This window comes from Bacillus sp. MYb56, from assembly GCF_002976445.1.
Lineage (GTDB): Bacteria > Bacillota > Bacilli > Bacillales > Bacillaceae_G > Bacillus_A > Bacillus_A mycoides.
This window is the reverse complement of sequence record NZ_PCOH01000005.1, coordinates 118,224-144,240: the sequence shown is the minus strand read 5'-3', so window position 1 is coordinate 144,240 and position 26,017 is coordinate 118,224. Positions and strand designations below refer to the sequence as shown.

The following is a 26,017-nucleotide window of genomic DNA, read 5'->3' as shown; positions in this document are numbered from 1 at the left end:
GCGGGATAGGTTATATGAATAAAACAGTATTACTTGTTGAAGATGAAAGAAGATTACGTGAAATTGTTAGTGATTATTTTCGTAATGAAGGCTTTGAAGTAATCGAAGCGGAAGATGGAAAAAAAGCGCTAGAATTATTTGCTGAACATACAATTGATTTAATTATGTTAGATATTATGTTACCAGAAATAGATGGTTGGTCTGTTTGTAGACGAATTAGAAAAGAGTCAGCGGTACCAATCATTATGCTGACAGCACGTTCTGATGAGGATGATACATTACTAGGCTTTGAACTAGGTGCAGATGAGTATGTAACAAAACCTTTTAGTCCGAAAGTGTTAGTAGCTCGTGCAAAGACGTTATTGAAACGTGCGGATGGAGCGGTAGGAGTATCAGAAGAAAATACTATGTCTTTAGCTGGAATAGAAGTGAATCGACTATCTAGAACAGTTTTAGTAGATGGTGAAGAAATTATATTGACACATAAGGAGTTCGAACTTCTTGTTTATTTAATGGAGAACAAAGGAATTGTGTTGTCACGTCAACATTTATTAGATCAGTTATGGGGATATGATTACTACGGTGATGACCGAACGGTTGATACACATATTAAAAAACTGCGAAATAAGCTAGGAGATAAGGCGAGGCATATCGGCACTGTTATTCGAGTAGGTTACAAATTCGAAGAATAACCTTTAAGTTACTATGCATCCCGGCTTTGGGATATAGCAAATTTACACTCTCCTTTGTAGGTGGAATGTACAAAAAATACTTTTCTTGTCTACAATGGTAGATAGGAGTATTTTTTTAATTGGATTTCACGATGAGTTCACAAGAAGGACACAAAATGTGACTATACTGAAAGTACGAATTCACCAGGGAGGGGAAATAAAACATGGGATATTACGACGGACGGAATTTGAATGAAGAGCATAGTGAAACGAGAGAAGTGAAAAAATCAGGTAGTAAAAAAGGATATTTTTTCACAGGTTTAGTTGGAGCTGTAGTCGGGGCGGTTTCGATTAGTTTTGCAGCACCGTACATGCCATGGGTGCAAAATAATAATGCAGCTGTTTCGTCATTCAATTCTAATAAACAAGTAGAAGGAACTGTAGTTCCAGTTGTAAATAAAGCGAAAAATGAAACTGATTTACCGGGAATGATCGAAGGCGCGAAGGATGTTGTTGTAGGTGTTATTAATATGCAACAAAGTGTTGATCCATTTGCAATGCAACCGACAGGCCAAGAGCAACAAGCTGGCTCAGGATCAGGTGTTATTTATAAAAAAGCAGGAAATAAAGCGTATATTGTAACGAACAACCATGTAGTAGATGGAGCAAATAAACTTGCTGTAAAACTAAGTGATGGTAAAAAGGTAGATGCAAAGCTTGTAGGGAAAGACCCTTGGTTAGATTTAGCGGTTGTAGAAATTGATGGATCTAATGTAAATAAAGTTGCCACTTTAGGTGATTCAAGTAAACTTCGTGCGGGTGAAAAAGCGATTGCAATCGGTAACCCACTAGGGTTTGATGGAAGTGTAACAGAAGGTATTATTAGTAGCAAAGAACGTGAAATTCCAGTAGATATTGATGGCGATAAGCGTGCAGATTGGAATGCTCAAGTTATTCAAACAGATGCAGCGATTAACCCAGGTAATAGTGGTGGTGCGTTATTTAATCAAAACGGTGAAATAATTGGGATTAATTCAAGTAAAATTGCACAACAAGAAGTTGAAGGAATTGGATTTGCTATTCCAATTAATATTGCAAAGCCAGTTATTGAATCCCTTGAAAAAGAAGGAGTGGTGAAACGTCCAGCACTAGGAGTAGGTGTCGTTTCATTAGAAGATGTGCAAGCTTATGCAGTAAATCAATTGAAAGTACCGAAAGAAGTAACAAACGGCGTTGTATTAGGTAAAATTTATCCAATATCACCTGCAGAAAAAGCTGGTTTAGAGCAATATGATATAGTAGTAGCGTTAGATGATCAAAAAGTAGAGAATTCACTTCAATTCCGTAAATATTTATATGAAAAGAAAAAAGTAGGCGAGAAAGTAGAAGTTACATTCTATCGCAATGGCCAAAAAATGACGAAAACAGCTACATTAGCAGATAATTCAGCTACAAAGAATCAATAATCGGAATAAAAGAAAGTCTCTTTCATGTTGAAAGAGACTTTCTTTATCGGATATACTAAAGGAATAGGAGGGATAAATTATGATAATTGAAAACCCAACTCGTACGGAAATTGGTGAAGTATTAAAGAAAAGTAAAACGATTGCAGTTGTTGGATTATCAGATAAGCCAGAACGCACATCGTATATGGTTTCAAAAGCAATGCAAGATGCTGGGTACCGCATTATTCCAGTAAATCCAACAGTAGATGAAGTACTCGGAGAAAAGGCGGTTTCTTCACTGACGGATATTAAAGAACATGTTGATATTGTAAATGTGTTTCGTCGCTCAGAATTTTTAAAGGATGTTGCGAAAGAGTTTGTAGAGATTGATGCAGATGTTTTCTGGGCACAATTAGGAGTACAAGATGAAGATACATATAAACTTTTACAAGAAAAAGGGTACACAGTAATAATGGATCGTTGCATTAAAGTAGAGCATGTAATGACAAAATAGTATAGATTTTAAAGATAGAAAGATTGATTCAGCCCTCGCTTTTTACATAAGTAGGGCGGATGAACGAGGTGTTCATCATGAGATTTTTTAAAGGCTGTTTTTGGGGATTGTTACTTGTTATCCCATTTTGGATATTGATCATTTGGATCATGATAAAGGTTTGGAATGTATAATGTTGGAATACATATCCATTTCTCGTTGACAAACGATTATTTTTCTGAAATAGTAGCCTAGAGGAATCCTTGTGAAAAAAAACAAGGATTTTTCTATTGAAAATAGTATATAAAAGAGATAAGATAACTTGCCAAAACTATAGTCGAGGCGTTATTCTATAATAGAAACATATGTTCTGATTTGATTAGGAAAGGGGCAAGGAGTTTGGCGAAGCATCAGTTCCAATATAATGAAGATGCAATTCAAGTGTTAGAAGGACTTGAAGCCGTTCGAAAACGCCCGGGTATGTATATCGGGAGTACGGATAGCCGTGGATTGCATCATTTAGTATATGAAATAGTAGATAACTCCGTTGATGAAGCATTAGCGGGATTTGGCGACGAAATTTCTGTCGTAATACATAAAGATAATAGTATTAGCGTAATTGATAAAGGGCGAGGAATGCCTACGGGAATGCATAAGCTTGGAAAGCCGACACCTGAAGTTATTTTAACAGTACTTCATGCTGGTGGTAAGTTTGGCCAAGGAGGCTATAAAACGAGTGGTGGTTTACACGGTGTTGGGGCATCAGTTGTAAACGCCTTATCAGAATGGCTAGTAGTAACGATTAAGCGAGATGGTAGCATTTATGAACAACGCTTTGAAAATGGTGGTACTCCTGCAACGACGTTAGAGAAAATCGGGAAAACGAAAGAGTCTGGTACAACGATGCACTTCAAACCAGATACAACTATTTTCAGCACAACAAATTATAATTATGAAACATTATGTGAGAGATTACGTGAATCTGCATTCTTATTAAAAGGAATGAAAATCTCGATAAAAGATGAACGTAATGATTTAGAAGATGTGTTTCATTATGAAACAGGAATTGAGGCTTTCGTTTCATACTTAAACGAAGAGAAAGATTCGATTCATCCAGTTGTATATTTCTCGGGTGAGCAAAATGGAATTGAAGCAGAGTTAGCCTTTCAGTTTAATGATGGTTACTCAGAAAACATTCTTTCGTTTGTAAATAATGTACGTACAAAAGACGGTGGTACACACGAAGCTGGATTTAAAACAGCAATGACACGTGTGTTCAATGAGTATGCTCGTAAAGTTTCTTTATTAAAAGAAAAAGACAAAAATTTAGAGGGTACAGATATTCGAGAAGGATTAGCTTCGATTGTTTCTGTACGTGTACCAGAAGATGTACTCCAGTTTGAAGGGCAAACGAAAGGGAAACTAGGTACAAGTGAAGCTCGTTCTTCAATTGATGCAATTGTATCTGAGCATTTAGCTTACTTTTTAGAAGAAAACCCGGATGTAGCTACACTTCTTGTGAGAAAGGCAATTAAAGCAGCACAAGCACGTGAGGCTGCTCGTAAAGCGAGAGAAGAAGCGCGTACTGGTAAGAAGAAGAAAAAATCAGAAGGTACTTTGAGCGGGAAGTTAACACCTGCACAATCACGTAATCCTCAGAAAAACGAATTGTATTTAGTAGAGGGTGACTCGGCTGGTGGTTCAGCAAAGCAAGGGCGAGATCGTCGTTTCCAAGCGGTGCTACCATTACGTGGTAAAGTAATTAACACGGAAAAAGCAAAGCTTGCTGATATTTTTAAGAATGAAGAGATCAATACGATTATTTACGCAATTGGCGGCGGCGTAGGGAATGAGTTCGCTGTTGAAGATATTAACTACGATAAAGTTGTTATTATGACCGATGCAGATACGGATGGAGCACATATTCAAGTGTTACTACTGACGTTCTTCTACCGTTATATGAAACCACTTATTGAAGCTGGTAAAGTATTTATCGCACTTCCACCTTTATATAAAGTAAGTAAAGGAAAAGGGAAAAGTGAAGTAATTGAGTATGCATGGTCTGATGAAGAATTAGGTGGTGTAACGAAAAAGGTCGGTAAAGGCTACATGTTGCAGCGCTATAAAGGACTTGGCGAAATGAATGCCGATCAATTATGGGAAACAACGATGAACCCTGAAACACGTACGTTAATCCGTGTGAAAATTGACGATGCATCAAGAGCTGAGCGCCGAGTTACGACATTGATGGGGGATAAAGTAGAACCTCGCCGTAAATGGATTGAGCGTAATGTACAATTTGGTATGCAAGAAGAAGGAAATATTTTAGAAAATGAAATGATTATGGAGACGGAGGTGGAATAACATGCAGGCAGAGAAGTTTCATGACCTCCCGCTTGAAGACGTGTTAGGTGACCGCTTTGCACGTTATAGTAAATATATTATTCAAGACCGCGCGCTTCCAGATGCGCGTGACGGTTTAAAACCGGTACAAAGACGTATTTTATATTCTATGTATGTAGAAGGAAACGTACATGATAAAGCGTTTCGTAAATCAGCTAAAACAGTAGGTAATGTTATCGGTAATTATCATCCACATGGTGATTCCTCTGTATATGAGGCGATGGTCCGTTTAAGTCAAACTTGGAAAGTACGTAATGTTTTAGTTGAAATGCACGGAAATAACGGTAGTGTTGATGGGGATCCAGCAGCGGCAATGCGTTATACGGAAGCACGTTTATCACCAATCGCATCTGAGTTATTACGTGATCTTGATAAAGAAACAGTAGAATTCGTGTCAAACTTTGATGATACGAGTGAAGAACCTATTGTATTACCGGCAATGTTCCCGAATTTATTAGTGAACGGATCTACAGGGATTTCCGCTGGTTATGCAACAGAAATTCCACCGCATCATCTTGGAGAAGTAATTGATGCTACAATTATGCGTATCGATCAACCGAATAGTTCTGTGGAGGACTTGTTAACAGTTATTAAAGGACCAGATTTCCCTACAGGTGGTATTATACAAGGGATAGATGGCATTAAAAAAGCGTATGAAACAGGTAAAGGTAAAATTATTATTCGCGGAAAAGCAGAGGTTGAAACGATTCGTGGCGGGAAGCAACAAATCGTTATTACAGAAATTCCGTACGAAGTAAATAAAGCGAATCTTGTTAAGAAAATGGATGAATTACGTATAGATAAAAAGCTAGATGGAATTGCTGAAGTACGTGATGAGACAGATCGTACAGGTCTTCGTATCGTTGTAGAATTAAAAAAAGAAGCGAATGCTGAAGGTATTTTAAATTATTTATATAAAAATACAGATTTACAAATTCCATACAACTTTAATATGGTAGCGATAAATAATCGTCGTCCGACACTTATGACATTACCTAAGATTTTGGATGCATATATTGGACATCAGAAAGAAGTTGTTACAAGACGCTCACAATATGAATTAAGAAAAGCAGAAAATCGTCAGCATATTGTAGAAGGTTTAAAGAAAGCATTATCAATTTTAGATGAAGTGATTGAAACGATCCGTGGGTCTAAAGATAAGCGTAACGCGAAAGATAATTTAAGTGCGAAATTTGGATTTACAGAGGCGCAGTCAGAAGCAATTGTTTCACTGCAATTATATCGTTTAACAAATACAGATATTACAGCGCTAGAGCAAGAAGCAGCGGAACTTAGTAAGAAAATTATAGAGTTACAGTCAATTTTACAAAGTGAAAAAAGACTTTTTCAAGTTATTAAAACAGATTTGAAGAGAGTAAAGAAAACATATAGTGATAATCGCCGTGCGATAATTGAAGAGGAAATTGAAGAAATTAAAATCGATGTGGAAGTTATGATTCCGCAAGAAGATGTCATCGTTACTGTAACGAAAGAAGGCTATGTGAAACGAACAGGTTGGCGTTCGCATAATGCATCGAACGGGAAATACTTCGGTATGAAAGAGGGTGACATCTTACTTGAGCGTTTCGATACAAACACGACAGAAACCGTTCTTTTATTTACGAACAAAGGAAATTATATTTATCTTCCTGTGTATGAAATGCCAGAAATTCGTTGGAAAGATTTAGGTCAACACGTTGCGAATCTTGTTTCACTCGAGCGAGATGAATCGTTAATTTGGGCAACAGTCGTACCGAATTTTGAAGAAGAAAAACGATTTATCGTATTTGTTACACGAAACGGTATGATTAAGAAAACAGAATTAAACCAATATAAAGTGCAGCGTTATTCACGGGCATTCGTTGCTGTAAACTTGAAAAAAGATGATGAAGTTGTTGATATATTTGCGACAGATGGGACAAGTGATATTGTTCTTGCAACACATGGTGCATATGCACTTGTATTCAATGAAGAAGAAGTAAGTCCAGTTGGTGTCAGAGCAGCTGGTGTGAAAGCAATTAATTTAAAAGAAGATGACTATGTTGCTTCTGGTAAACCGTTAAATGGTGAAAAAGATCAACTTATTCTCGTTACGCAGCGAGGTGCTGTGAAACGTATAAAGGCATCGGAAATTGAGAAATCAACGAGGGCGAAGCGAGGCCTTGTAATTTTTAAAGAGTTAAAACGTAATCCGTACCGCATTGTCGGTATTGAAATTGTTCGAGATGATGAATTAGTTTACATGAAGACAGAGAAACACATTGTAGAAGAAATTGATCCGAAAGCGTTTCGAAATAAAGACCGGTATAGTAATGGTAGTTTAGTACTAGATGTTAATGATACTGGTGAAGTAATTGAAACGTGGACAAAGAAAAGAACGGAATAAAGTGAAACTTTAATCAGTGGGGGTTTTTTCCATCCCCCACTGATTATTAGCCTTCACCAATCGGGCTTTTACGGGCAGTTGGTCTCCCGCCTAACTCCCTCGCATTCCCCTTATTTTGAGGTGGGAGTCTTACTGCGCGTTAATGCGGGATAAAGGGAGCATCTTGCTATGAATGATAGCAAGATGCTTTTTTCTAAGCAAATCATTATGTATATAAAAATAATCTTGTTATAATAATGAAATGAAATCGTTCTCATAAAGTGAAACTTTAATCAGTGGGGATTTTCTTTATCCCCACTGATTATTAGTTGAGCCAATCGGGCTTTTACGAGCAGTTGATTCCTCACCTAATTTCTTTGCTTTCGTTGAATTTTGAGTTAGGAATCTTACTGCCCGTTAAAGCGGGACAAATGGAGGGGCAACATGAAAAAAATAGGTGTAGGGATTGTAGGATTTGGATTTTCTAGTACAACATTTCACATCCCGTTATTACAAACGATAGAAGAATACGATATTCGTGCTATTTTATCATCAAAAGAAGAAGTAGTGAAACAAGCATTACCAAATGCTGAAGTTGTTGGTACAATTGATGAATTAGTAAATCGAGCTGATATTGACTTAGTGGTCATTACTTCGCCGAATACAACCCATTTTCCATATGTAAAAGAAGCAATTGTACACGGTAAGCATGTTGTTGTGGAAAAACCATTCGTTGTTTCAATTGAAGAAGGAGAAGAACTTATTTCATTAGCGAACCGACATAATGTCGTTTTAAGTGTGTATCATAATCGCCGTTTGGATAATGATTTCTTAACGATAAAGAAATTATTACAAGAAAAAAGAATAGGGAATGTATACGCATATGAAGCGCATTTCGATCGTTTCCGCCCACATGTACGCGATCGCTGGAGAGAAAAGAACTTACCAGGATCAGGTATATTATATGATTTAGGATCGCATTTAATTGACCAAGCATTATCATTATTTGGGAAACCAGATGCGATAAGCGCAGATGTAATAAAACAACGACCAGGTGCAGAAGTGGATGATTACTTCCATGTTGTACTTCACTATGGAGTGAAGCGCGTTATTTTACATAGTAGCAGTTACGTAAAGCAAGCTGGACCACATTTTACACTGCATGGAGATAAAGGTTCTATCGTGAAGTATGGTATGGATTCACAGGAAGAACAATTAAAGACTGGAATGAAGCCAGGGGATAATGGTTATGGAGCAGACTCTGAAGAGAATTTTGCTACTTTAGAAACAGAAGAAAGCTTAGAGCGTATTCCAACAGAAGTCGGCTGCTATGACATGTATTATAAAGGCGTGCGAGATAGCATATTAAATGGTGAAAAACTACCTGTAACTGCTCAAGAAGGTTTAGACGTTATTAAATTGATTCAATTGGCGACTGAAAGTAGTGAAACGGGTAGAGTCATTGCGGTAAAATAAAAAAAGACACGAATTTCGTGTCTTTTTTTATTAGGAATATGCGAATATGACTCATTATTTAGTTTAGTCGTTTATCATACATTAACTGGATTTGTATGCCGTAAGGATCTTCAATAATACCATATGCTTCACTAAATACATTTTTTTCTAGTGGAGAGATTATTTTCACATGCTTATCGGAAATTAAATTATTATAAAATCTTTGTATTTCTTCTAAATTAGCACTTTGAATGCAAAGTGACATGTTATTTCCAACGCTATAACGTTCAGTAGGGTTCATTGTATCTTCGGCTATCATTAGCTTTGTATTCCCAATTTGTAAAACAGAGTGGGCAATATGATCTTTATTTTCACTTGTAATTTCAAAAGAACTATCTCTTTTGGCCAGTTCTTCATACGTAACAATCATTAACTTCTTGGCCTCTAAATTACGTGTATAAAAATTAATTGCCTCCTTTGCTTGCCCATTCATTGAAAGAAAAATAGCTATTTCTAATGTCATAAATATATAACTCCTTTATTAGTTAATAATTATAATATAGACTAAAAAGGTTTCAATACATGACACCTTTTATGGAGGGAAATATGAAAAAAACTGAACGAATAAATGATATGCTTATTTTCTTAAATAATAAAAGATATTTTAATTTAAAAGATTTAATGGTTAGATATGATATTTCTAAAAGTACCGCTCTACGAGATATTCAATCATTAGAAGAAATAGGTGTACCAATATATTCTGAACTAGGTAGAAATGGGAGTTATAAAATTATAGAAAATAGTGTGTTATCACCAATATATTTTAGTGTGGATGAAATGTATGCGTTATACTTTTCGATGCTTACATTAAATGGATACAAAACAAAGCCATTTAATATAGAAAGTATTGCGCTTGAAAATAAATTTAAACATGTATTACCTGATAATGTGAGTAAAAATATTTCAATCATGGAACGAACGCTTTCCTTTGAAGTAACAAATCATAGTAACTTTAGTCCGTTCTTAAAAGAACTTTTACAGGGGATTTTTGCTGAGCGAGTTTATCATTTAACATATTTAAAAAAAGATGAGGAGAAAGTATTGGTCGCCCAATTTATTCGAATAGAATCTAAATTTGGACAGTGGTATGCTAAAATCTTTAATTTTGAGACAAATCATGTTCAAATAATTAGATGTGATAAAATTCTTTCTATTGTGGAAACAAGCAATACTAATTCAAAAAATCTTGAAGAATTGTTAAGTTATCTTACTAATTTTCATAGAAGGCCTGATGCAACTGATTTTATTGTCGTTGTTAATCAAAAAGGAAAAGACATTTTTGATAAAGAGAATTATCCTTCCATGAAGATACAAAAAGAAAACGAAAATTACATTATAACAGGCTATTTTAATAAACAAGAAGTTGATTTTATCTCGAACTATTTTCTGAATTTCGGAGAAACGATTATCTCAATTCAGCCTGTTATGCTAAAAGAGTTAATCTATAATAAGGTATTATCTATAAAGCAGCATTTAACTTCGTTAAGAGAAAATTAGTATTAATAATTTTTTTAACACCAAAAAGCCCTTGAGATTTAAATATCCAAAGGGCTTTTTTATGATTTTGTTTGTTCTTTAGAAAAAATTATTTTTCTGGGACGGAAAGTCCATAAAAAAACATCGTAACTACATCTTGTATATGTTTTTCTCGATCTCCTTCAAGAAGCTGTGCCCCGAAATCATCACCTAATTTAGTGAACATTTGAATGTAAAGTAACATCATTTCTTTTGAAAGGTGTGGATTAATTTCATTTTTGCGCTGTGCTTGTTCTAATATTTCTAAATACCAAGGTAAGATTTTTTCGTTTTGATAACTATAAATAAATTCTCGGAGCGCTTCGTCTCTTTGCATCATTTGTAGTAACATATCCGGCTGAAATAACCCACCAGTATTCATTTTTCTTACAATCATTTTTTGCATCATCTCATGAAAAGGTAATTTTTCCTCTGCAAGTTTTTTATAATATTGAAATTCAGATGTTATAAATTCTTGTATAAGCTCTCTAAATAATGCTTCTTTACTTCCGAAATGATTATAAATGGTAACTTGAGAAACGTTTGCTTCTTTTGCAATATGCTCTATTTTCACTTCATTAAATCCACGTTCTGAAAATAATAAGAAGGCCGCCTCTTTAATAGCACGTTTTTTCTTTTCTTTCACTTTTTCAAAGCCGTTCAATGCAATCACCTCAATTAAAATATACAAGAAAAAATAATTGAAAACAATATTTTTGAAATATGGACATATAAATATTTCAAAAAGTTGTTGCGAATATGAAAGATGAGGAGTACAATAATTTTGAAATATCACATGTTAAATATTTCAAAAAATGAGGTGGGTTTATGATTTCAGTTCAAAATGTTACAAAACAGTTTTCAAATGGAAAAGGCTTGTTTGATATTACATTTGAAGTGAAAGAAGGAGAAGTTTTTGGCTACTTAGGACCAAATGGTGCTGGGAAATCAACAACGATTCGTAATTTAATGGGATTTATAAAACCGACGGCTGGTAAAGCGACAATTTTCGGATTAGATTGTTGGGAAGATGCTGCGAAAATTCAAAGAGAAGTTGGCTATTTACCAGGAGAAATTTCTTTTATTGAAGGAATGAATGGATTAGAGTTATTAAATTTGATGCAAGGAATGCGTGGGTTAAAAAATATAAAAAGACGAGATGAATTGATAGAACGTTTGCAGTTCGAGGTGAAAACACCAATTCGAAAAATGTCTAAAGGAATGAAACAAAAAGTAGGTATAGTTGCGGCATTTATGCATGATCCAGAAGTGTTAATTTTAGATGAACCGACATCAGGACTCGATCCACTTATGCAACAAGTATTTATAGATTTAATATTAGAGGAAAAGCAAAGAGGAAAAACAATCCTTATGTCATCACATATTTTCACTGAAATTGAGAGAACTTGTGACAGAGTAGCTATTATTAAAGATGGTTGTCTTGTAACCGTTGAAAACATTCATGATTTACAAGGCATGAGAAGACAGGTGATAGATGTAACAGTATCATCTCAAGAAGAAATCGAATCTCTTAAACAATGTGATTTGCAATTTGAAGGAATGAAAGGTAGAGAGGCGTCAATTATTGTGCAAGGAAACTATCAAACTGTTTTACAAATACTTTCAAACTATAATGTAACTGCACTTCAAACGAGAGCGACGGATTTAGAACATTTATTTATGCATTATTACGAGAAGAAAGAAGGGGTAAAGCATGAATAAACAACTATTTTTAGCTAGTTTGAAAGAAACGAAAAAAAGTATATTCAGCTATGCTACTGGTGCAGCTCTTTATTTATGGTTATTAATTTGGATATTCCCATCGATGGTTTCAGCCAAAGGTTTAAATGAATTAATAAGTGCCATGCCTGATAGTGTGAAAAAAATTGTTGGAATGGAAGGTCCGATTCAAAATGTAATGGATTTTTTAGCTGGTGAATATTATAGTCTATTGTTTATTATCATTTTAACAATTTTTTGTGTCACGGTTGCAACGCATCTAATTGCTCGTCATGTAGATAAAGGGGCGATGGCATATTTATTAGCAACACCTGTATCCAGGGTGCAAATTGCAATTACACAAGCTACTGTTCTCATATTGGGGCTACTAATAATTGTAATTGTCACTTATGTAGCTGGTATATTAGGTGCAGATTGGTTTTTAAAAGATAATAACTTAAATAAAGAATTATTTTTGAAAATAAATGTAGTTGGAGGGCTTATATTTTTAGTAGTTAGTGCCTATTCATTTTTCTTTTCTTGTATATGTAATGATGAAAGAAAGGCACTTAGCTACTCAGCCAGTTTAACAATCTTATTTTTCGTATTAGATATGGTAGGGAAATTAAGTGATAAGTTAGAGTGGATGAGAAATATATCTTTATTTACATTGTTTCGTCCGAAAGAAATTGCTGAAGGAACATATAATATATGGCCAGTAAGTATAGGCTTAACTGCTGGAGCACTTTGTATCTTCATAGTAGCAATTGTAGTGTTTAGGAAGAGGGATTTACCGTTGTAAATTAGAAAGTCCACTGAGAAAGTGGGCTTTTTTTGTTTGTAAATTCGAAGGGATATCTTTTAGAGAAACATTTAAGTAGATAGTCAAAATGGAATGTTTACATTTTTTCTTGTAGAAATATTCAAAAGAATTGAACCTTTTTCTAGGATACTCCGTCTAATATGTGTAAAGTTTAATTAATAGAGAGGCTGAAACAGGAGGACCAATTGTGAAAGTAATTCCTTTATATAAGATGATTGTAAAAGAAGAAACGGATGTTTCTTTAGCAAAAAAGGGTAATCACGAGGCTTTTATGACACTTATACATACAGAAAAAGTAAAGATGTATCGCATTGCGAAGGCGATGTTATGTGATGAGACGAATATAGAGGATGCGATGCAGGCAACAATTTTAAAAGCTTATGAAAATATAAAAAAACTGAAAAAGGAAGAATTTTTTCAAACTTGGCTCATTAGAATTTTAATAAATGAGTGTAACAATATAATTCGCTCTTATAAAAAAGTAATTGTAATTGAGGATCATGATAGTAATATGGTGGCGTTCGATCAATATGAAGATATTGACCTTTGTAATGCTATTCAGTCTTTAACGGAAGAACTAAGAGCTGTAACTGTACTTTATTATTATGAAGATATGAATCAAGAAAGTATTGCAACGCTTTTAGAAATTCCAAAAGGAACGGTTAAATCAAGATTGTCACGTGCAAGGGAACAATTAGAAGAGCGATTAAAGATGGAGTAGGAGGTGGTTAAAATGGATAAAGAAAAATTATTTGATGAAAAATTAAAAAAGAGAATAGAAAAGGATAATACCGTATTGCCACAGGCACTAAATGAAAAAATTAATGATACACTTCATAATCTTCCTGTAAAAAGAAAGAGTTATAGAGTACATATGATGTTTATTAGTGCCGCTGTTCTAACGCTATCAATTGTATCTATGTCTGAGTTTTCTATACAGAGCTTTGCACAAAATGGAGGGATGTTTAATTACGTAAAGAAGAATGCATTTTCTGATTATGAGAATGAAGAAGAAATAAAGTCGAACGTCAATTATCCAGATAAGGAAAAGATTCATCAAAAGATGCTTGATTCAATTGATCATTTCCAAAATGTTTCAGGGCAATTCGAAGAATATTCTAGCTCTACAAGAATTGCTACAACATATAAATATGCGATTGATACGGAGAAACAAAGTGGTATTTCATCTAAAGAAGACAAGCTATCGAAAAAAAGCACGATGATTTATAGCGAGGAAGGAAAAAAAGAGTTTAATGATAAGAATAATACGTATAAAGAGACGAGATGGAGTCCAAAAGAAAGAAATAATGAACTATTAAAATTAAGCCCTACGGAAAGGTTATTGAGAAAATCAAGTGAGAAGAAACGGTATGATGACGAATATGTGGGATTCGCTAAGTACAGTATTCAATCAGAATTTGCTGATCTATTAATTCGATATAAAGATTGGAGTTATAAAGAAACGAAGTATCTTGGACTCGATTGCTACAAAATAGAAGGGGTAATAAACATAGAAATGCCTGTAAGTACATCTGAAGATTTGAGTGGGAAATTTGAAATGGTTGTAGAGAAAAATACGGGGATTATGTTGAAGTTCCTTAGTTTCCATGAAGGTATGATTCAATATTCGATTACGACTGAATGGATACAAATAAACAAAGGATTGAAAGAGAATGTATTTCAAAAGGATAGCACTAATTATGAAAAATTGAAAAACATATTAGATGAATAGAAAACGGAGGGAACTATATGGAGAATACCTCTCCTTCAAGAGAAAAGAAAAATAAACGAAAATATAAAAAGACAACGATCATAAGTGTATTGTTAGGAGTATTACTATTTGGCGGAGTTGGGTATGGTGCTTATGTATATATGAAAACTTCTAATCTCGTACAAAAATCTAATTTGAACTTATCGCGTGGTGAAAAATCAAATTTACGTGAGAAAGCTGTAAAGCCAATTACACACAACGTTTCAATGTTAATTATGGGGATTGATGAAAATCAAGAACGGCAAAAGGGCTATAATGGTGCATTTCATACGGATGCATTATTGTTAGCTACGTTTAATAAAGAAGATAAGACAGTGAAATTAACCAGTATACCAAGAGATACTTATACATATGTTCCAATCGAAAAGAAAAAAGATAAAATAACACACGCATATGGAAGTGGTTTCGTTAAAAACGGAAAGGATGGAGGGCCACAAGCTTCTGTTGAGGCAGTAGAAAAGTTGCTGCAAGTACCGGTAGATTATTTTGTGAAATTTAATTTTGGGTCATTTATTAAAATTGTCGATGGGCTCGATGGTGTTGAGGTAGATGTCCCGGTTGAATGTACTGAACAAAATAGTAAAGATGAACCCGATACGATTCACTTGAAAAAAGGGGTTCAAAAATTAACGGGAGAAGAAGCACTTGCTTTGGCGAGAACTCGTCATATTGATAGTGATGCAATGAGGGGACAGCGCCAACAACTTGTTATTGAGGCGATTTTAAGTAAATTAAAAAGTGTAGGGTCTATTACAAAACTGGAGAAAATGGTTGAGGCCGTCGATGGCGATTTTAAAACAAATTTAGCATTGGATGATATTTTATCTTTTTATAAATATGGTTTAGATTGTTCAGTTGAGAAGATTCAACTGAACGGTGATGATTTATATTTACCAAATGGCCCAAATGGGAAGCGTGTATATTATTATAATCCTAATAAAAAAGACTTGCAAAATTTGAGTAATACACTCAGAACACATCTTGGATTAAGTGAGAAGCAAATTGAGGGAAATTAAAGCGGATGCTATATCTGCTTTTTTTTGTTTTTGTAGGAAAGAGATCTCTAGAATATACATTATTTATTAACGACAATCTACAGTCTATTTATTGGAAAGTATCATTAACACTATTAAATTAGTGTATATGTAATGATAAAAAACGATGTTAAAAAACTATATGGAATTTTTATGAATATTACTGTAAGAAAATAATTTTTTAATAATTTTCAATAATAACACTTTACAAATTTTAAAAAATTAGTAGAATAAGAAGTAGTAAGAATCGTCTGATAAATATATAAAGAAAAACAGAATTATCAGAAAATTCTTAAATAGCTATCGTTTAGAATTAGGGAGGGTACAAAAATGAAAAAGAAAAAAATGAAAAAACTAACAGCAGTTGTAGTACCGGTTTTAGCAATGAGCATGGCATTAACAGCATGTTCTACATCAGGCGGAGATAAAAAGACAAGCACAAACTCAAGTGGAGATAGCAAGTCAGAGGGAAAATTAGCGGCAAAACAAGTGTTGAATCGAACAGTAAACCAAGAGATTCCAACGATGGATTCTTCTAAATCAACAGATACAGTATCTTCACAAATGCTAGGGAATACGATGGAAGGATTATATCGTCTTGATAAAGATAATAAGCCTATTCCAGCTGCAGCAGAATCTAGCACGAAAAGTGAAGATGGTAAAAAATATACATTTAAACTGCGTAAAGATGCAAAATGGTCAAATGGAGATCCAGTAACGGCGAAAGATTTCGTATATGCTTGGCAACGTCTATTAGATCCAAAAACAGCTGCTGAGTATGCATTTATCGCATTCCCAATTAAAAATGCAGAAGTGGTTAATAAAGGTGAAAAACCTGTAGCTGAATTAGGAGTGAAAGCGGTAGATGATCTTACGCTTGAAGTTGAATTAGAGCAAGCGGTACCGTACTTCTTAAACTTAGTAGCATTCCCATCGTACTACCCATTAAATGAAAAATTCGTAAAAGAAAAAGGGGAGAAGTTCGGTATAGAGTCTGATACAACAGTTTATAATGGACCGTTCGTTCTTAAAGATTGGAAGCATGAACAAGGATGGCAATTAAAGAAAAATGATCAATATTGGGATAAAAAGACTGTAAAACTTGAAGAAGTTAACTTCAGTGTTGTTAAAGAACCAGCAACTCTTATCAATTTATATGATAGCGGTCAAGTTGACTTTGCTTTATTAACTGGAGAGTTCGTAGATAAATACAGAAATAAGAAAGATGAATTCGGAACATATTCACAAGTGAGTACGTATTTCATTCGTATGAACCAAAAACGTGATGGACAAGATACACCATTAAAGAGTAAAAAGTTACGTGAAGCAATTGCACTATCAGTTGATAAAAAGAATTTAGCAAACGTAATTTTAAATGATGGATCAAAAGAAGCTGACTTCTTAGTACCAAAAGGTTTAGCAACTGGACCAGACGGTAAAGACTTCCAAGAAACGTTTAAAAATGGTTTAAAACCAAATGCTAAAAAAGCTGCTACAGCTTGGGAAGAAGCGAAAAAAGAGCTAGGTAAAGACCAAGTTACAATTGAATTCTTAAACTATGATACTGGTAATGCGAAAAAAGTTGGAGAATATATTAAGGACCAAATTGAGAAGAACTTAAAAGGTGTAACAGTTAACATTAAACTTCAACCATTTAAGCAAAAACTAAAATTAGAATCTGAGCAACAATATGATATTTCATACGGTGGTTGGAATCCAGATTATGCAGATCCAATGACGTTCTTAGATATGTTTGAGACTGGACATTCTCATAACCAAATGAGCTTCTCTGACCCTAAATATGACGGCATGGTGAAAAAAGCTGGAACGGAATTAATGAGCGATGCGAAGAAACGTTGGGAAGAGTTAGGAAAAGCTGAAAAAACATTACTTGAAGAAGATGTAGCGATTGTACCTTTATATCAACGTGGGGATTCTTATGTTTTACAACCAAATGTAAAAGGTGTAGTAAAACATAATATCAGTCCAGAATTTAGCTTTAAGTGGGCATACGTGACTGAAAAATAATAGAGTTAAAAAAGCATTTCAAAGTAGCTTAGCTACTTTGAAATGCTTTTTTTTAGCTCAGTTAAATAGAGAAGAATAAGGCGTATAGTACGTACATATAGTAGATGGGGGATAAATCATACTAATTTATGAAGATAAAAATCAGAATATTTAAAATAAAACTATTTACAAATACGAAAAATAGAGTAGAATAATATTAGTTATAATTTTCAGAAAATTAATTGTTAGCAAGGGGTCTCTCAAGGGTTGGTAATGTACATATAATTAGGGAGGGTACAAAAATGAAGAGAAAAAAGATGAAAAAGTTAACAGCGGTTGTAGTACCAGTTTTAGCAATGAGTGTTGCATTGACAGCGTGCTCTGGATCAGGTGGGGAGAAGAAAACGACTACTACATCTAATAGTGGGGAAGAAAAAAAAGCTGATATTAAATATGCAGCGAAGCAAGTATTAAATCGTACGGAAAATCAAGAAATTCCGACGATGGACACTTCTAAATCTACTGATACGTTAGGGGCACAAATTTTAGGGAACACAATGGAAGGATTATATCGTCTTGATAAAGATAATAAGCCTATTCCGGCTGCTGCAGAATCAAGTACGAAAAGCGAAGATGGTAAAAAATATACGTTTAAACTGCGTAAAGATGCAAAATGGTCAAATGGAGAGCCTGTAACAGCGAAAGATTTCGTATATGGATGGCAGCGCTTACTTGATAAAAACACAGCGGCAGAATATGCATTTATTGCTTACTATATTAAAAATGCAGAAGCGATTAATAAAGGAGAAAAACCTGGAACTGAATTAGGAGCAAAGGCGGTAGATGATTATACACTAGAAGTAGAATTAGAAAAACCGGTACCGTACTTCTTAAATTTATTAGCATTCCCGTCATATTATCCTTTAAATGAAAAGTTCGTAAAAGAAAAAGGAGAGAAATTCGGTTTAGAAGCAGATACAACATTGTATAACGGGCCATTTGTAATGGCATCGTGGAAACATGAACAAGGTTGGCAGCTGAAGAAAAATGATAAGTATTGGGATAATAAGACTGTGAAATTAGAAGAAATTAATTACAGCGTTGTAAAAGAAGTGGCTACAAAAGTAAATTTATATGATACAGGATCGATTGACTTTACATTATTATCAGGAGAATTTGTAGATAAATATAAATCGAACAAAGATGAATATGGTGAGTATTCAGAAGCAAGTACGTTCTTCTTACGTTTAAATCAAAAGCGTAATGGACAAGATACACCGTTAAAGAGCAAAAAACTTCGTGAAGCAATCGCATTATCAATTGATAAAAAAGGTTTAGCAAACGTTATATTAAATAATGGATCAAAAGCAACGGATCAATTGGTTCCAAAAGGGCTTGCGACAGGACCGGATGGTAAAGATTATCAAGATACATTTAAAAATGGTCTGAAATATGATACGAAAAAAGGCGCAGCAGCTTGGGAAGAAGCGAAAAAGGAACTTGGAAAAGATCAAGTTACAATTGAATTACTAAGCTATGATGATGGAACTGCGAAAAAGATTGCCGATTACTTTAAAGATCAAATTGAGAAAAATTTAAAAGGTGTAACAGTTACCACGAAAATTCAGCCATTCAAACAAAAATTAAAATTAGAGTCAGCGCAAGATTATGAAGTTTCATTTGCAGGTTGGAGCCCAGATTATTCGGATCCAATGACATTTATTGATATGTTTGAATCGAAGAGTCCATATAACCAAATGAGTTATTCAAATCCGAAATACGATGAAATGGTACAAAAAGCAGGTAATGAATTATTGTCTGATCCGAAGAAGCGCTGGGAAACGTTAGGGAAAGCAGAAAAAATATTCCTTGAAGAAGATGCAGGATTAGTTCCTTTATATCAAACAGGAAGAGCGTACGTAATGAAACCGAATGTAAAAGGAATTGTGAAACACAACATTAGTCCAGAATATAGCTTTAAGTGGGCGTATGTAACTGAGGATGGCGGAAAGAAATAACATGAAAGCATTTCAAAAGTGGCTAATATGCTTTTGAAATGCTTTTTTTGTATGAATAGGAGAATAAGGCACATGGAAATTAGAAAGGAGTTCAACAATTGGATAGATAAATGATAGCAGAGATTTCATATTGATGAGAAAAATATAGAACATAGCAATAGAGAAGAATAAGAGGGGATATGTTTACATATAGTAGACGGGGGATGATTCATATAGTAGTAATAGTAAAATAGCAAGTTATTATCATAAAAAAATAAATATTTAGAAAATTTACAAAAATACTTTACAAAACCGGAAAAAATAGTAGAATATTAATTAATAAGAATTTTCTGATAACGAAAGTTAATAGAGAATCTCTAACTGTTAATATCGTACATATAATTGGGGAGGGTACAAAGAAATGAAGAGAAAAAAGATGACAAAATTAACAGCGGTTGTAGCACCAGTTCTAGCAATGAGTATGGCATTAACAGCTTGCTCGGGATCAGGTGGAGAGAAGAAAACAACTACAACGTCTAATGGTGGGGAAGAGAAAAAATCCGATATTAAATATGCAGCAAAACAAGTATTAAATCGAACAGAAACGAATGAAATTCCGACGATGGATACTTCGAAAAGTACGGATACACTTGGTTCACAAATTTTAGGAAACACGATGGAAGGATTATATCGTCTTGATAAAGATAATAAGCCAATCCCAGCTGCAGCAGAATCTAGCACAAAAAGCGAGGATGGTAAAAAATATACATTCAAGCTACGTAAAGATGCAAAATGGTCAAATGGTGATCCAGTAACTGCAAAAGATTTCGTATTTGCATGGCAACGTCTATTAGATCCAAAAACAGCTGCTGAGTATGCATTTATTACTTACTATATTAAAAATGCAGAAGCGATTAATAAAGGAGAAAAACCTGTAACTGAATTAGGAGTAAAAGCAACCGATGATTATACGCTTGAAGTAGAATTAGAGCAAGCGGTACCATACTTCTTAAACTTAGTGGCATTCCCATCATACTATCCATTAAATGAGAAGTTCGTAAAAGAAAAAGGAGAGAAGTTCGGTTTAGAATCTGATACGACAGTCTATAATGGACCGTTTGTACTTACTGATTGGAAACATGAGCAAGGCTGGAAATTGAAGAAAAATGACCAATATTGGGATAAAAAGACTGTAAAACTAGATGAAATTAATTACAGTGTAGTAAAAGAAGTAGCTACAAGGGTAAATTTATATGATACAGGTGCAATTGATTTCGCGCTTTTATCAGGAGAATTCGTTGATAAGTATAGAAATAAAAAAGATGAGTTTGGAACATATTCAGAACCAAGTACATTCTATTTACGTTTAAATCAAAAGCGTGCTGGTCAAGATACACCACTAAAAAGCAAGAAATTACGTGAAGCAATTGCATTATCGATAGATAAAAAGAATTTAGCAAATGTCATCTTAAATGATGGTTCAAAAGGAGCCGATTATTTAGTTCCGAAGGGTTTAGCAGCTGGACCTGACGGTAAAGATTTCCAAGAAACATTTAAAAATGGTTTGAAACAAGATACTAAAAAGGCTGCGGCTGCATGGGACGAAGCGAAAAAAGAACTTGGAAAAGATCAGGTGACAATTGAATTCTTAAACTACGATACTGGTAATGCGAAAAAAGTTGGAGAGTATGTAAAGGATCAGATTGAGAAAAACTTAAAAGGTGTAACAGTAAATATTAAACTTCAGCCGTTTAAGCAAAAATTAAAATTAGAATCAGAGCAAGAATATGATATCGCATATGGTGGTTGGAGCCCAGATTATGCAGATCCGATGACATACTTAGATATGTTTGAAACAACGAATTCTCAGAATCAAATGAGTTACTCAAATTCAAAATATGATGAGAGTATTAAAAAGAGTAAAACAGAATTAATGTCTGATGCAAAGAAACGTTGGGAAGAGTTAGGGAAGGCAGAAAAAGTGTTACTTGAAGATGATGTAGCACTTGTACCTTTATATCAAAATGCTAGATCATATGTTATGCAACCAAATGTAAAGGGAATTGTGAAACATAATATTAGTCCGGAATATAGTTTCAAATGGGCGTATGTAGAAGAGAAATAATAACAAATAAAAGCATTTCTAAGGTGTAGTAAAGCACTTTGGAAATGTTTTTTTTTGCACCACTTTTTTATGAATGAATATAAGTATTATAGAAAAATGAAGGAGAATCCCATGAAAAGAAATTCGTACATTGATTTTTTAGCTTATTACGGAATAGGGAGTGCTCATCCTGGTGGTTTTACGTTAACGAAGCAATTACTATCTCAATTGCCGCTTAGACACGGAGAAAATGTTCTTGAGATAGGTTGCGGCACGGGGAAAACAGCGGCGTATATGACAAAAGAATTGGGTTATAAAGTGACAGCGGTTGAAAAGAATGAAATTATGATTCAAAAAGCGAAAGATAGATGGTTGTTTGATGGTTTAAATATACAATTGATTCAAGGAGATGTAGAAAGGTTACCGTGTTTAAATGATTCTTTTGAGCTTGTACTTGGAGAATCTATACTCGCTTTTACAAATAAAGAAAAGGTTATTTCGGAATGTTATCGTGTATTACAAAAGGATGGGAGACTTGTTGTCATTGAAATGATTACCGAAAAACATATTGAGAAGAAAGAGGAGGAAAAGATTGGACAGTTATACGGTATGAAAGAATTATTAACTGAGAATGAGTGGATTCATTTATTTCAAGCAGCAAATTTTAAAAGAATTACAATTGCGGGTGGCGGAACTATTGCAGAAACAGTTGCAGGACATGTGGAAGAGCCAGAGTGGAATGTATCACCGTTTATTCCGGAAGAATTGTATGAGGCGTGGGTGCAACACGAACAAGTACTGCTTATGTATCAACATATTTTAGGGCATCGGATTTTTATATGTGAAAAATAGAAAAAGAGTTGGCTAAAGATAGTCAACTCTTTACTATGTTAGATGAAAAATAATGCAGCCAAAGTAATTCCAAAAATAAAGCCAAATCCGAGTTCAAGGCCCCAGCCACCGCCGCCACAACCACCGCAACCACGACCGCCGCATCCACAGCCACTAAATCCACCATCGAATCCACCACCGCATCCAAATCCACAGTTATCACATCTGCTAATACCACCGCAAATATCACATCCGCCGTTTGAATATGCGTTATAGTACCCGAATCCTGTATCAAAAGATGAGCGCTGTTGCATTGGTTCAATCCAAACAGAATCGTTTGTTACATCTATTATTTTGCCTAAGTGAATGCGACCATCCCGATCTTCAATTCGAACAACTTTACCGAAATAACGTTGGCATGTATCATAACATCTTTTTCTATGCATGTTCTTTCCTCCTTCCGTATTACCGTAATACGATATGTAAGCAGGACAAGTGCGGCTTGTACGAATGACCTATCTATCATAATTGTTATACGAAAGGGGAAATATACGAACAGGATACATAACGAGGAGGAAGAGAAATGAAATCTACAGACCAATTTCAGACGTACGAAATTCCTTGGGAGGAATTAATAGAAGCACTGCGAGGTGAAATGAAGAAACAAGTAGGGGCGGATATTATTGATACGGTCGTATGTAATTTGAAAGATGGTTTTGAAGTGTATACATATGTGCAGGGTGATTTGGATTTCGAGTATACAGAAGCTCTTGAACGAAAATATGGAAGTGACGGGAAAATCCCTAATTTGTTAACAGTTATGCTGGTAGCTAGCATTTATAATACGGGTGAAGAGAATATACGTTTACATGCAGATCAAAAGGAAAATCCGATTGTTGAAGTATATGTGAAGAAGTAAAGAGTGCGCTAATTATAGCGTGCTCTTTATTTCTTGTATTGAAAAGAAAATCAAACTTTAATGGTGGAATTTATAGCTGGAAAAGTATGAAATCTATGTGTTATTTCAGATATATAATAAGGAAAAAATTCGAAATAAAATATGGGAGTAGTTCATTTTTGTTTACATAATGTAATTGCTGTGAACTGTTGTCCTAAAATACAAGTCATATATCTTGTTTCCTCTCATAAATTTAAACATAGGAATTTGTCTACAAAGGTGGCGAAGCCTCATCATGAAAATTCGAATTTGTGCCACGTTCATGCTGTTTCTATTTATATGTTTACCTTTTTCAGTTTTTGCAAAAGGAGAGGAGGCAAAGGAAAGGGTCGTTTCACTTGTATATGATGATTCGGGCAGCATGAGAAATAACGATCGCTGGAAGTATGCCAATTACGCCTTGCAAAGTTTAGTTGCGCTATTAGATGAGAAAAATAAGTTTTCTTACGTTCCAATGAGTAAGCCGGATGCTCCATTAAACATTTCATTAACAAAGGATCAAAGGCAAACAGAAATTGAGGGGATTGGGGCGTGGAAAACATATTTAAATACTCCATTTAGCGCAGTAGAAACGGCGATGCAATCTATAAAAAAGGAAGCAGATATAGATGGGAAACGTGAATTTTGGCTTATTGTATTAACTGACGGGGCATTTAATGATTTGGAGAAAGATAAGATTGGCGGAAAAGAACAAATTACACAGAAGTTAGCGCAGTTTAAGAAAGAAATGGATTCGAAAAAGATCTCTTTACATCCAGTCTTAATCACGATGGAAGAGGATTTAGGGCAGCAAGAGAAGCTGCAGTTAAATACGTTTAAAGAGATTTGGAAAAAAGAAATGAATGGAGTTGTCATGCCGTCTAGCGGTGAGGATGGTATTGTACAAAGTGTGAATCAAGTGGCAGCATTAGTTGCAAATCGTGATCCATTTTCTTCTGTTGAGTCGATTGTCAAAACGAAAATAGTAGGGAAAAAAGTAGAGATTACAACACCGTTTCCATTAAAGCGTATGACGCTTGTACGACAATCACCTTCTTTGTCTAATTATAAAGTTATGCAACTTTCCAAACCGTTACAATTGCAGTCTTCTTTTTCTATACATGCACCAGGAGAAGCTAAATTATTCGGAAATATAGTGCATGTAAGTACAGCGAACCAGGAAGTGATTAAGCCAGGGACATATACGATAGAAGTGGATCAGGACATTGAGAAAGAGGGATTACAAGTACTTGTTGAACCAGCGCTTAATTATACTGTTTCTACGTACGACAAAGATGATAAAGATAGAAAAAATGTTGAGAAAATGTATGAAGGTGTGACAGCTGTTATTGAAGCGAAACCTACTGAATTACCAATTCAAACTTCTTATTTCGAAGCAGAAGTAGAAATAGATGGAAAGCAGTATCCGATGAAGTGGGATGATAAAAGACATGTGTTTTATTACGAGACACAGGTTGGTAAAGCGTTAGTACGCGGGAAAGTCCATATGAATATAAAGGGATTTTATAGACAGACGAAAGAATTCAAAATTGAACCAGCTGAAAAACCAAAATTAACACTTCAAGCTGTTACGAAAGATTATGAAGAAAAGGTAACAAATTTAGAAAATAGTAAACCATTTATTTTACAGCCCCAGTTAAATGGTAAACCGATGACAGAAGAGGCTGTAAAGAAACTATTAAAATCTACTGGTGTCACATCGAATCAATCGATCAACTATGAATTAAAACAGCATGGTAGTCAAGTTTATGTTTATCCTCGACCTTATTACTCCGACACATTCAATTTTACAGATACCGGCACCGTAGAGGCTACCATCACGATCAATGATTCAACATTACAAGAAGTAAAGGAAAAGATCGTACTGCACATTGAAAATGCGCCGTTTTTTGAGAAGTATGCGCTCATTTTTAAATTTGTAATTCCTATCACTTTATTACTTTTAATAGTAGGAATTATTATTTTAGGATGGGTTGTTCGTCCTAGATTTCATAGGAAAGCATTACTATATTACGAATGGGATCAAGAAGTAGCGAAAGATTGGCTTTATCAATCTGAACCAGAGTTACTTAAAAATAAATGGTGGAAGCACTATTTTGGCATTCCATTCCGAGCAGAAAGAAAGACTGTGCAATCTGTAACATTAATAGCGAAAAAAGGATCGAAATCTATATTTGTAGCGAAAGAATCGCAAGTGGTTGGGATGATTATTGATGGGATGTTTATAACAGAGGAAGAGGTAGGAATGGAGCATAAGACGTTGTATCCAAATGAACTTTTAGTAATTGATAGAGGATATGGTAAGGAGATTTACCGGTACGAATGTGAATAGTAGATAGGGTGTAAGAGGGGCGGAGGAGGCCCGG

21 protein-coding genes are annotated in these 26,017 nt (G+C 34.6%); 18 read left to right on the top strand and 3 right to left on the bottom strand.

Annotated elements, in window-relative coordinates:
* The first annotated feature begins 14 nt into the window (after window positions 1-14).
* From CQ058_RS08885 to CQ058_RS08855, 6 genes are all read left to right on the top strand, one after another.
* A complete protein-coding gene (locus CQ058_RS08885) occupies window positions 15-692 on the top strand; it encodes a response regulator transcription factor (RefSeq protein ID WP_002185181.1) in 678 nt (225 codons plus the stop codon).
* A 203-nt stretch (window positions 693-895) separates the two neighbouring features.
* A complete protein-coding gene (locus CQ058_RS08880; protein WP_105589621.1) occupies window positions 896-2,137 on the top strand; it encodes a S1C family serine protease in 1,242 nt (413 codons plus the stop codon).
* A 79-nt stretch (window positions 2,138-2,216) separates the two neighbouring features.
* Window positions 2,217-2,630 (top strand): CoA-binding protein, encoded by a 414-nt coding sequence (locus CQ058_RS08875; protein WP_002014313.1) that lies wholly within the window; start codon window positions 2,217-2,219, stop codon window positions 2,628-2,630.
* Window positions 2,631-3,008: 378 nt separating this feature from the next.
* On the top strand, window positions 3,009-4,973 hold the full coding sequence (gene parE / locus CQ058_RS08865; RefSeq protein ID WP_002087772.1) for a DNA topoisomerase IV subunit B: 1,965 nt from the start codon (window positions 3,009-3,011) through the stop codon (window positions 4,971-4,973).
* A gap of 1 nt (window position 4,974) precedes the next feature.
* Entirely contained in the window at window positions 4,975-7,398 is a 2,424-nt protein-coding gene (gene parC / locus CQ058_RS08860; protein ID WP_002014315.1) for a DNA topoisomerase IV subunit A, read from the top strand.
* A 423-nt stretch (window positions 7,399-7,821) separates the two neighbouring features.
* Window positions 7,822-8,853 carry an oxidoreductase gene (locus CQ058_RS08855; RefSeq protein ID WP_002128492.1) on the top strand — a complete coding sequence of 344 codons (1,032 nt, stop codon included), beginning with the start codon at window positions 7,822-7,824 and terminating at the stop codon, window positions 8,851-8,853.
* Window positions 8,854-8,911: 58 nt separating this feature from the next.
* On the opposite strand, the gene CQ058_RS08850 is transcribed toward CQ058_RS08855, so the two are convergent.
* Window positions 8,912-9,355, bottom strand: coding sequence for a VOC family protein (locus tag CQ058_RS08850; RefSeq protein WP_105589620.1), 444 nt, complete (start codon window positions 9,353-9,355; stop codon window positions 8,912-8,914).
* A 59-nt stretch (window positions 9,356-9,414) separates the two neighbouring features.
* On the opposite strand from CQ058_RS08850, the gene CQ058_RS08845 reads away from it, so the two are divergent.
* Window positions 9,415-10,389 carry a helix-turn-helix transcriptional regulator gene (locus CQ058_RS08845; protein WP_002190369.1) on the top strand — a complete coding sequence of 325 codons (975 nt, stop codon included), beginning with the start codon at window positions 9,415-9,417 and terminating at the stop codon, window positions 10,387-10,389.
* Between the two features lie 88 nt (window positions 10,390-10,477).
* On the opposite strand, the gene CQ058_RS08840 is transcribed toward CQ058_RS08845, so the two are convergent.
* The gene (locus CQ058_RS08840) at window positions 10,478-11,098 is read right to left on the bottom strand and encodes a TetR/AcrR family transcriptional regulator (RefSeq protein ID WP_012261391.1); all 621 of its coding nucleotides are present in this window, start codon (window positions 11,096-11,098) and stop codon (window positions 10,478-10,480) included.
* Window positions 11,099-11,235: 137 nt separating this feature from the next.
* On the opposite strand from CQ058_RS08840, the gene CQ058_RS08835 reads away from it, so the two are divergent.
* The 9 genes from CQ058_RS08835 (at window position 11,236) to CQ058_RS08795 (ending at window position 22,714) form a co-directional block, all read left to right on the top strand.
* Complete coding sequence (locus tag CQ058_RS08835; protein ID WP_002190367.1) at window positions 11,236-12,129, top strand: ABC transporter ATP-binding protein; 894 nt, start codon at window positions 11,236-11,238, stop codon at window positions 12,127-12,129.
* Window positions 12,122-12,928, top strand: a complete 807-nt coding sequence (locus CQ058_RS08830; RefSeq protein WP_002190366.1) for an ABC transporter permease subunit — start codon at window positions 12,122-12,124, stop codon at window positions 12,926-12,928. The genes CQ058_RS08835 and CQ058_RS08830 overlap by 8 nt, the downstream gene beginning before the upstream one ends.
* Before the next feature lie 208 nt (window positions 12,929-13,136).
* Complete coding sequence (locus CQ058_RS08825) at window positions 13,137-13,670, top strand: RNA polymerase sigma factor (RefSeq protein WP_002190365.1); 534 nt, start codon at window positions 13,137-13,139, stop codon at window positions 13,668-13,670.
* Between the two features lie 12 nt (window positions 13,671-13,682).
* On the top strand, window positions 13,683-14,681 hold the full coding sequence (locus CQ058_RS08820; protein ID WP_002190364.1) for a hypothetical protein: 999 nt from the start codon (window positions 13,683-13,685) through the stop codon (window positions 14,679-14,681).
* Between the two features lie 17 nt (window positions 14,682-14,698).
* Window positions 14,699-15,736, top strand: a complete 1,038-nt coding sequence (locus CQ058_RS08815; protein WP_002192730.1) for an LCP family protein — start codon at window positions 14,699-14,701, stop codon at window positions 15,734-15,736.
* A gap of 348 nt (window positions 15,737-16,084) precedes the next feature.
* The gene (locus CQ058_RS08810) at window positions 16,085-17,782 is read left to right on the top strand and encodes a peptide ABC transporter substrate-binding protein (protein WP_105589619.1); all 1,698 of its coding nucleotides are present in this window, start codon (window positions 16,085-16,087) and stop codon (window positions 17,780-17,782) included.
* A gap of 281 nt (window positions 17,783-18,063) precedes the next feature.
* The gene (locus CQ058_RS08805) at window positions 18,064-19,779 is read left to right on the top strand and encodes a peptide ABC transporter substrate-binding protein (RefSeq protein WP_002190362.1); all 1,716 of its coding nucleotides are present in this window, start codon (window positions 18,064-18,066) and stop codon (window positions 19,777-19,779) included.
* A gap of 400 nt (window positions 19,780-20,179) precedes the next feature.
* Complete coding sequence (locus CQ058_RS08800; protein WP_002192731.1) at window positions 20,180-21,883, top strand: peptide ABC transporter substrate-binding protein; 1,704 nt, start codon at window positions 20,180-20,182, stop codon at window positions 21,881-21,883.
* 111 nt (window positions 21,884-21,994) lie between these two features.
* The gene (locus CQ058_RS08795) at window positions 21,995-22,714 is read left to right on the top strand and encodes a class I SAM-dependent methyltransferase (protein ID WP_002190358.1); all 720 of its coding nucleotides are present in this window, start codon (window positions 21,995-21,997) and stop codon (window positions 22,712-22,714) included.
* Window positions 22,715-22,752: 38 nt separating this feature from the next.
* Here CQ058_RS08795 and CQ058_RS08790 read toward each other — a convergent pair whose 3' ends face one another.
* Window positions 22,753-23,139 (bottom strand): hypothetical protein, encoded by a 387-nt coding sequence (locus CQ058_RS08790; RefSeq protein WP_002128474.1) that lies wholly within the window; start codon window positions 23,137-23,139, stop codon window positions 22,753-22,755.
* A 137-nt stretch (window positions 23,140-23,276) separates the two neighbouring features.
* Between CQ058_RS08790 and CQ058_RS08785 the strand changes: the two genes are divergently transcribed.
* Together CQ058_RS08785 and CQ058_RS08780 are read left to right on the top strand one after the other, a co-directional pair.
* Entirely contained in the window at window positions 23,277-23,612 is a 336-nt protein-coding gene (locus tag CQ058_RS08785; RefSeq protein WP_002190357.1) for a hypothetical protein, read from the top strand.
* Between the two features lie 274 nt (window positions 23,613-23,886).
* Window positions 23,887-25,983 (top strand): vWA domain-containing protein, encoded by a 2,097-nt coding sequence (locus CQ058_RS08780; RefSeq protein WP_002190356.1) that lies wholly within the window; start codon window positions 23,887-23,889, stop codon window positions 25,981-25,983.
* Window positions 25,984-26,017: the final 34 nt, after the last annotated feature.

Coding starts and splice junctions, on each gene's coding strand:
- CQ058_RS08875 (WP_002014313.1), top strand. CDS start 2,217: ATGATAATTGAAAACCCAACTCGTACGGAAATTGGTGAAGTATTAAAG.
- CQ058_RS08815 (WP_002192730.1), top strand. CDS start 14,699: ATGGAGAATACCTCTCCTTCAAGAGAAAAGAAAAATAAACGAAAATAT.
- CQ058_RS08810 (WP_105589619.1), top strand. CDS start 16,085: ATGAAAAAGAAAAAAATGAAAAAACTAACAGCAGTTGTAGTACCGGTT.
- CQ058_RS08880 (WP_105589621.1), top strand. CDS start 896: ATGGGATATTACGACGGACGGAATTTGAATGAAGAGCATAGTGAAACG.
- CQ058_RS08850 (WP_105589620.1), bottom strand. CDS start 9,355: ATGACATTAGAAATAGCTATTTTTCTTTCAATGAATGGGCAAGCAAAG.
- parC (WP_002014315.1), top strand. CDS start 4,975: ATGCAGGCAGAGAAGTTTCATGACCTCCCGCTTGAAGACGTGTTAGGT.
- CQ058_RS08805 (WP_002190362.1), top strand. CDS start 18,064: ATGAAGAGAAAAAAGATGAAAAAGTTAACAGCGGTTGTAGTACCAGTT.
- CQ058_RS08795 (WP_002190358.1), top strand. CDS start 21,995: ATGAAAAGAAATTCGTACATTGATTTTTTAGCTTATTACGGAATAGGG.
- CQ058_RS08785 (WP_002190357.1), top strand. CDS start 23,277: ATGAAATCTACAGACCAATTTCAGACGTACGAAATTCCTTGGGAGGAA.
- CQ058_RS08790 (WP_002128474.1), bottom strand. CDS start 23,139: ATGCATAGAAAAAGATGTTATGATACATGCCAACGTTATTTCGGTAAA.
- CQ058_RS08845 (WP_002190369.1), top strand. CDS start 9,415: ATGACACCTTTTATGGAGGGAAATATGAAAAAAACTGAACGAATAAAT.
- CQ058_RS08885 (WP_002185181.1), top strand. CDS start 15: ATGAATAAAACAGTATTACTTGTTGAAGATGAAAGAAGATTACGTGAA.
- CQ058_RS08835 (WP_002190367.1), top strand. CDS start 11,236: ATGATTTCAGTTCAAAATGTTACAAAACAGTTTTCAAATGGAAAAGGC.
- CQ058_RS08800 (WP_002192731.1), top strand. CDS start 20,180: ATGAAGAGAAAAAAGATGACAAAATTAACAGCGGTTGTAGCACCAGTT.
- CQ058_RS08780 (WP_002190356.1), top strand. CDS start 23,887: ATGAAAATTCGAATTTGTGCCACGTTCATGCTGTTTCTATTTATATGT.
- CQ058_RS08820 (WP_002190364.1), top strand. CDS start 13,683: ATGGATAAAGAAAAATTATTTGATGAAAAATTAAAAAAGAGAATAGAA.
- CQ058_RS08855 (WP_002128492.1), top strand. CDS start 7,822: ATGAAAAAAATAGGTGTAGGGATTGTAGGATTTGGATTTTCTAGTACA.
- CQ058_RS08830 (WP_002190366.1), top strand. CDS start 12,122: ATGAATAAACAACTATTTTTAGCTAGTTTGAAAGAAACGAAAAAAAGT.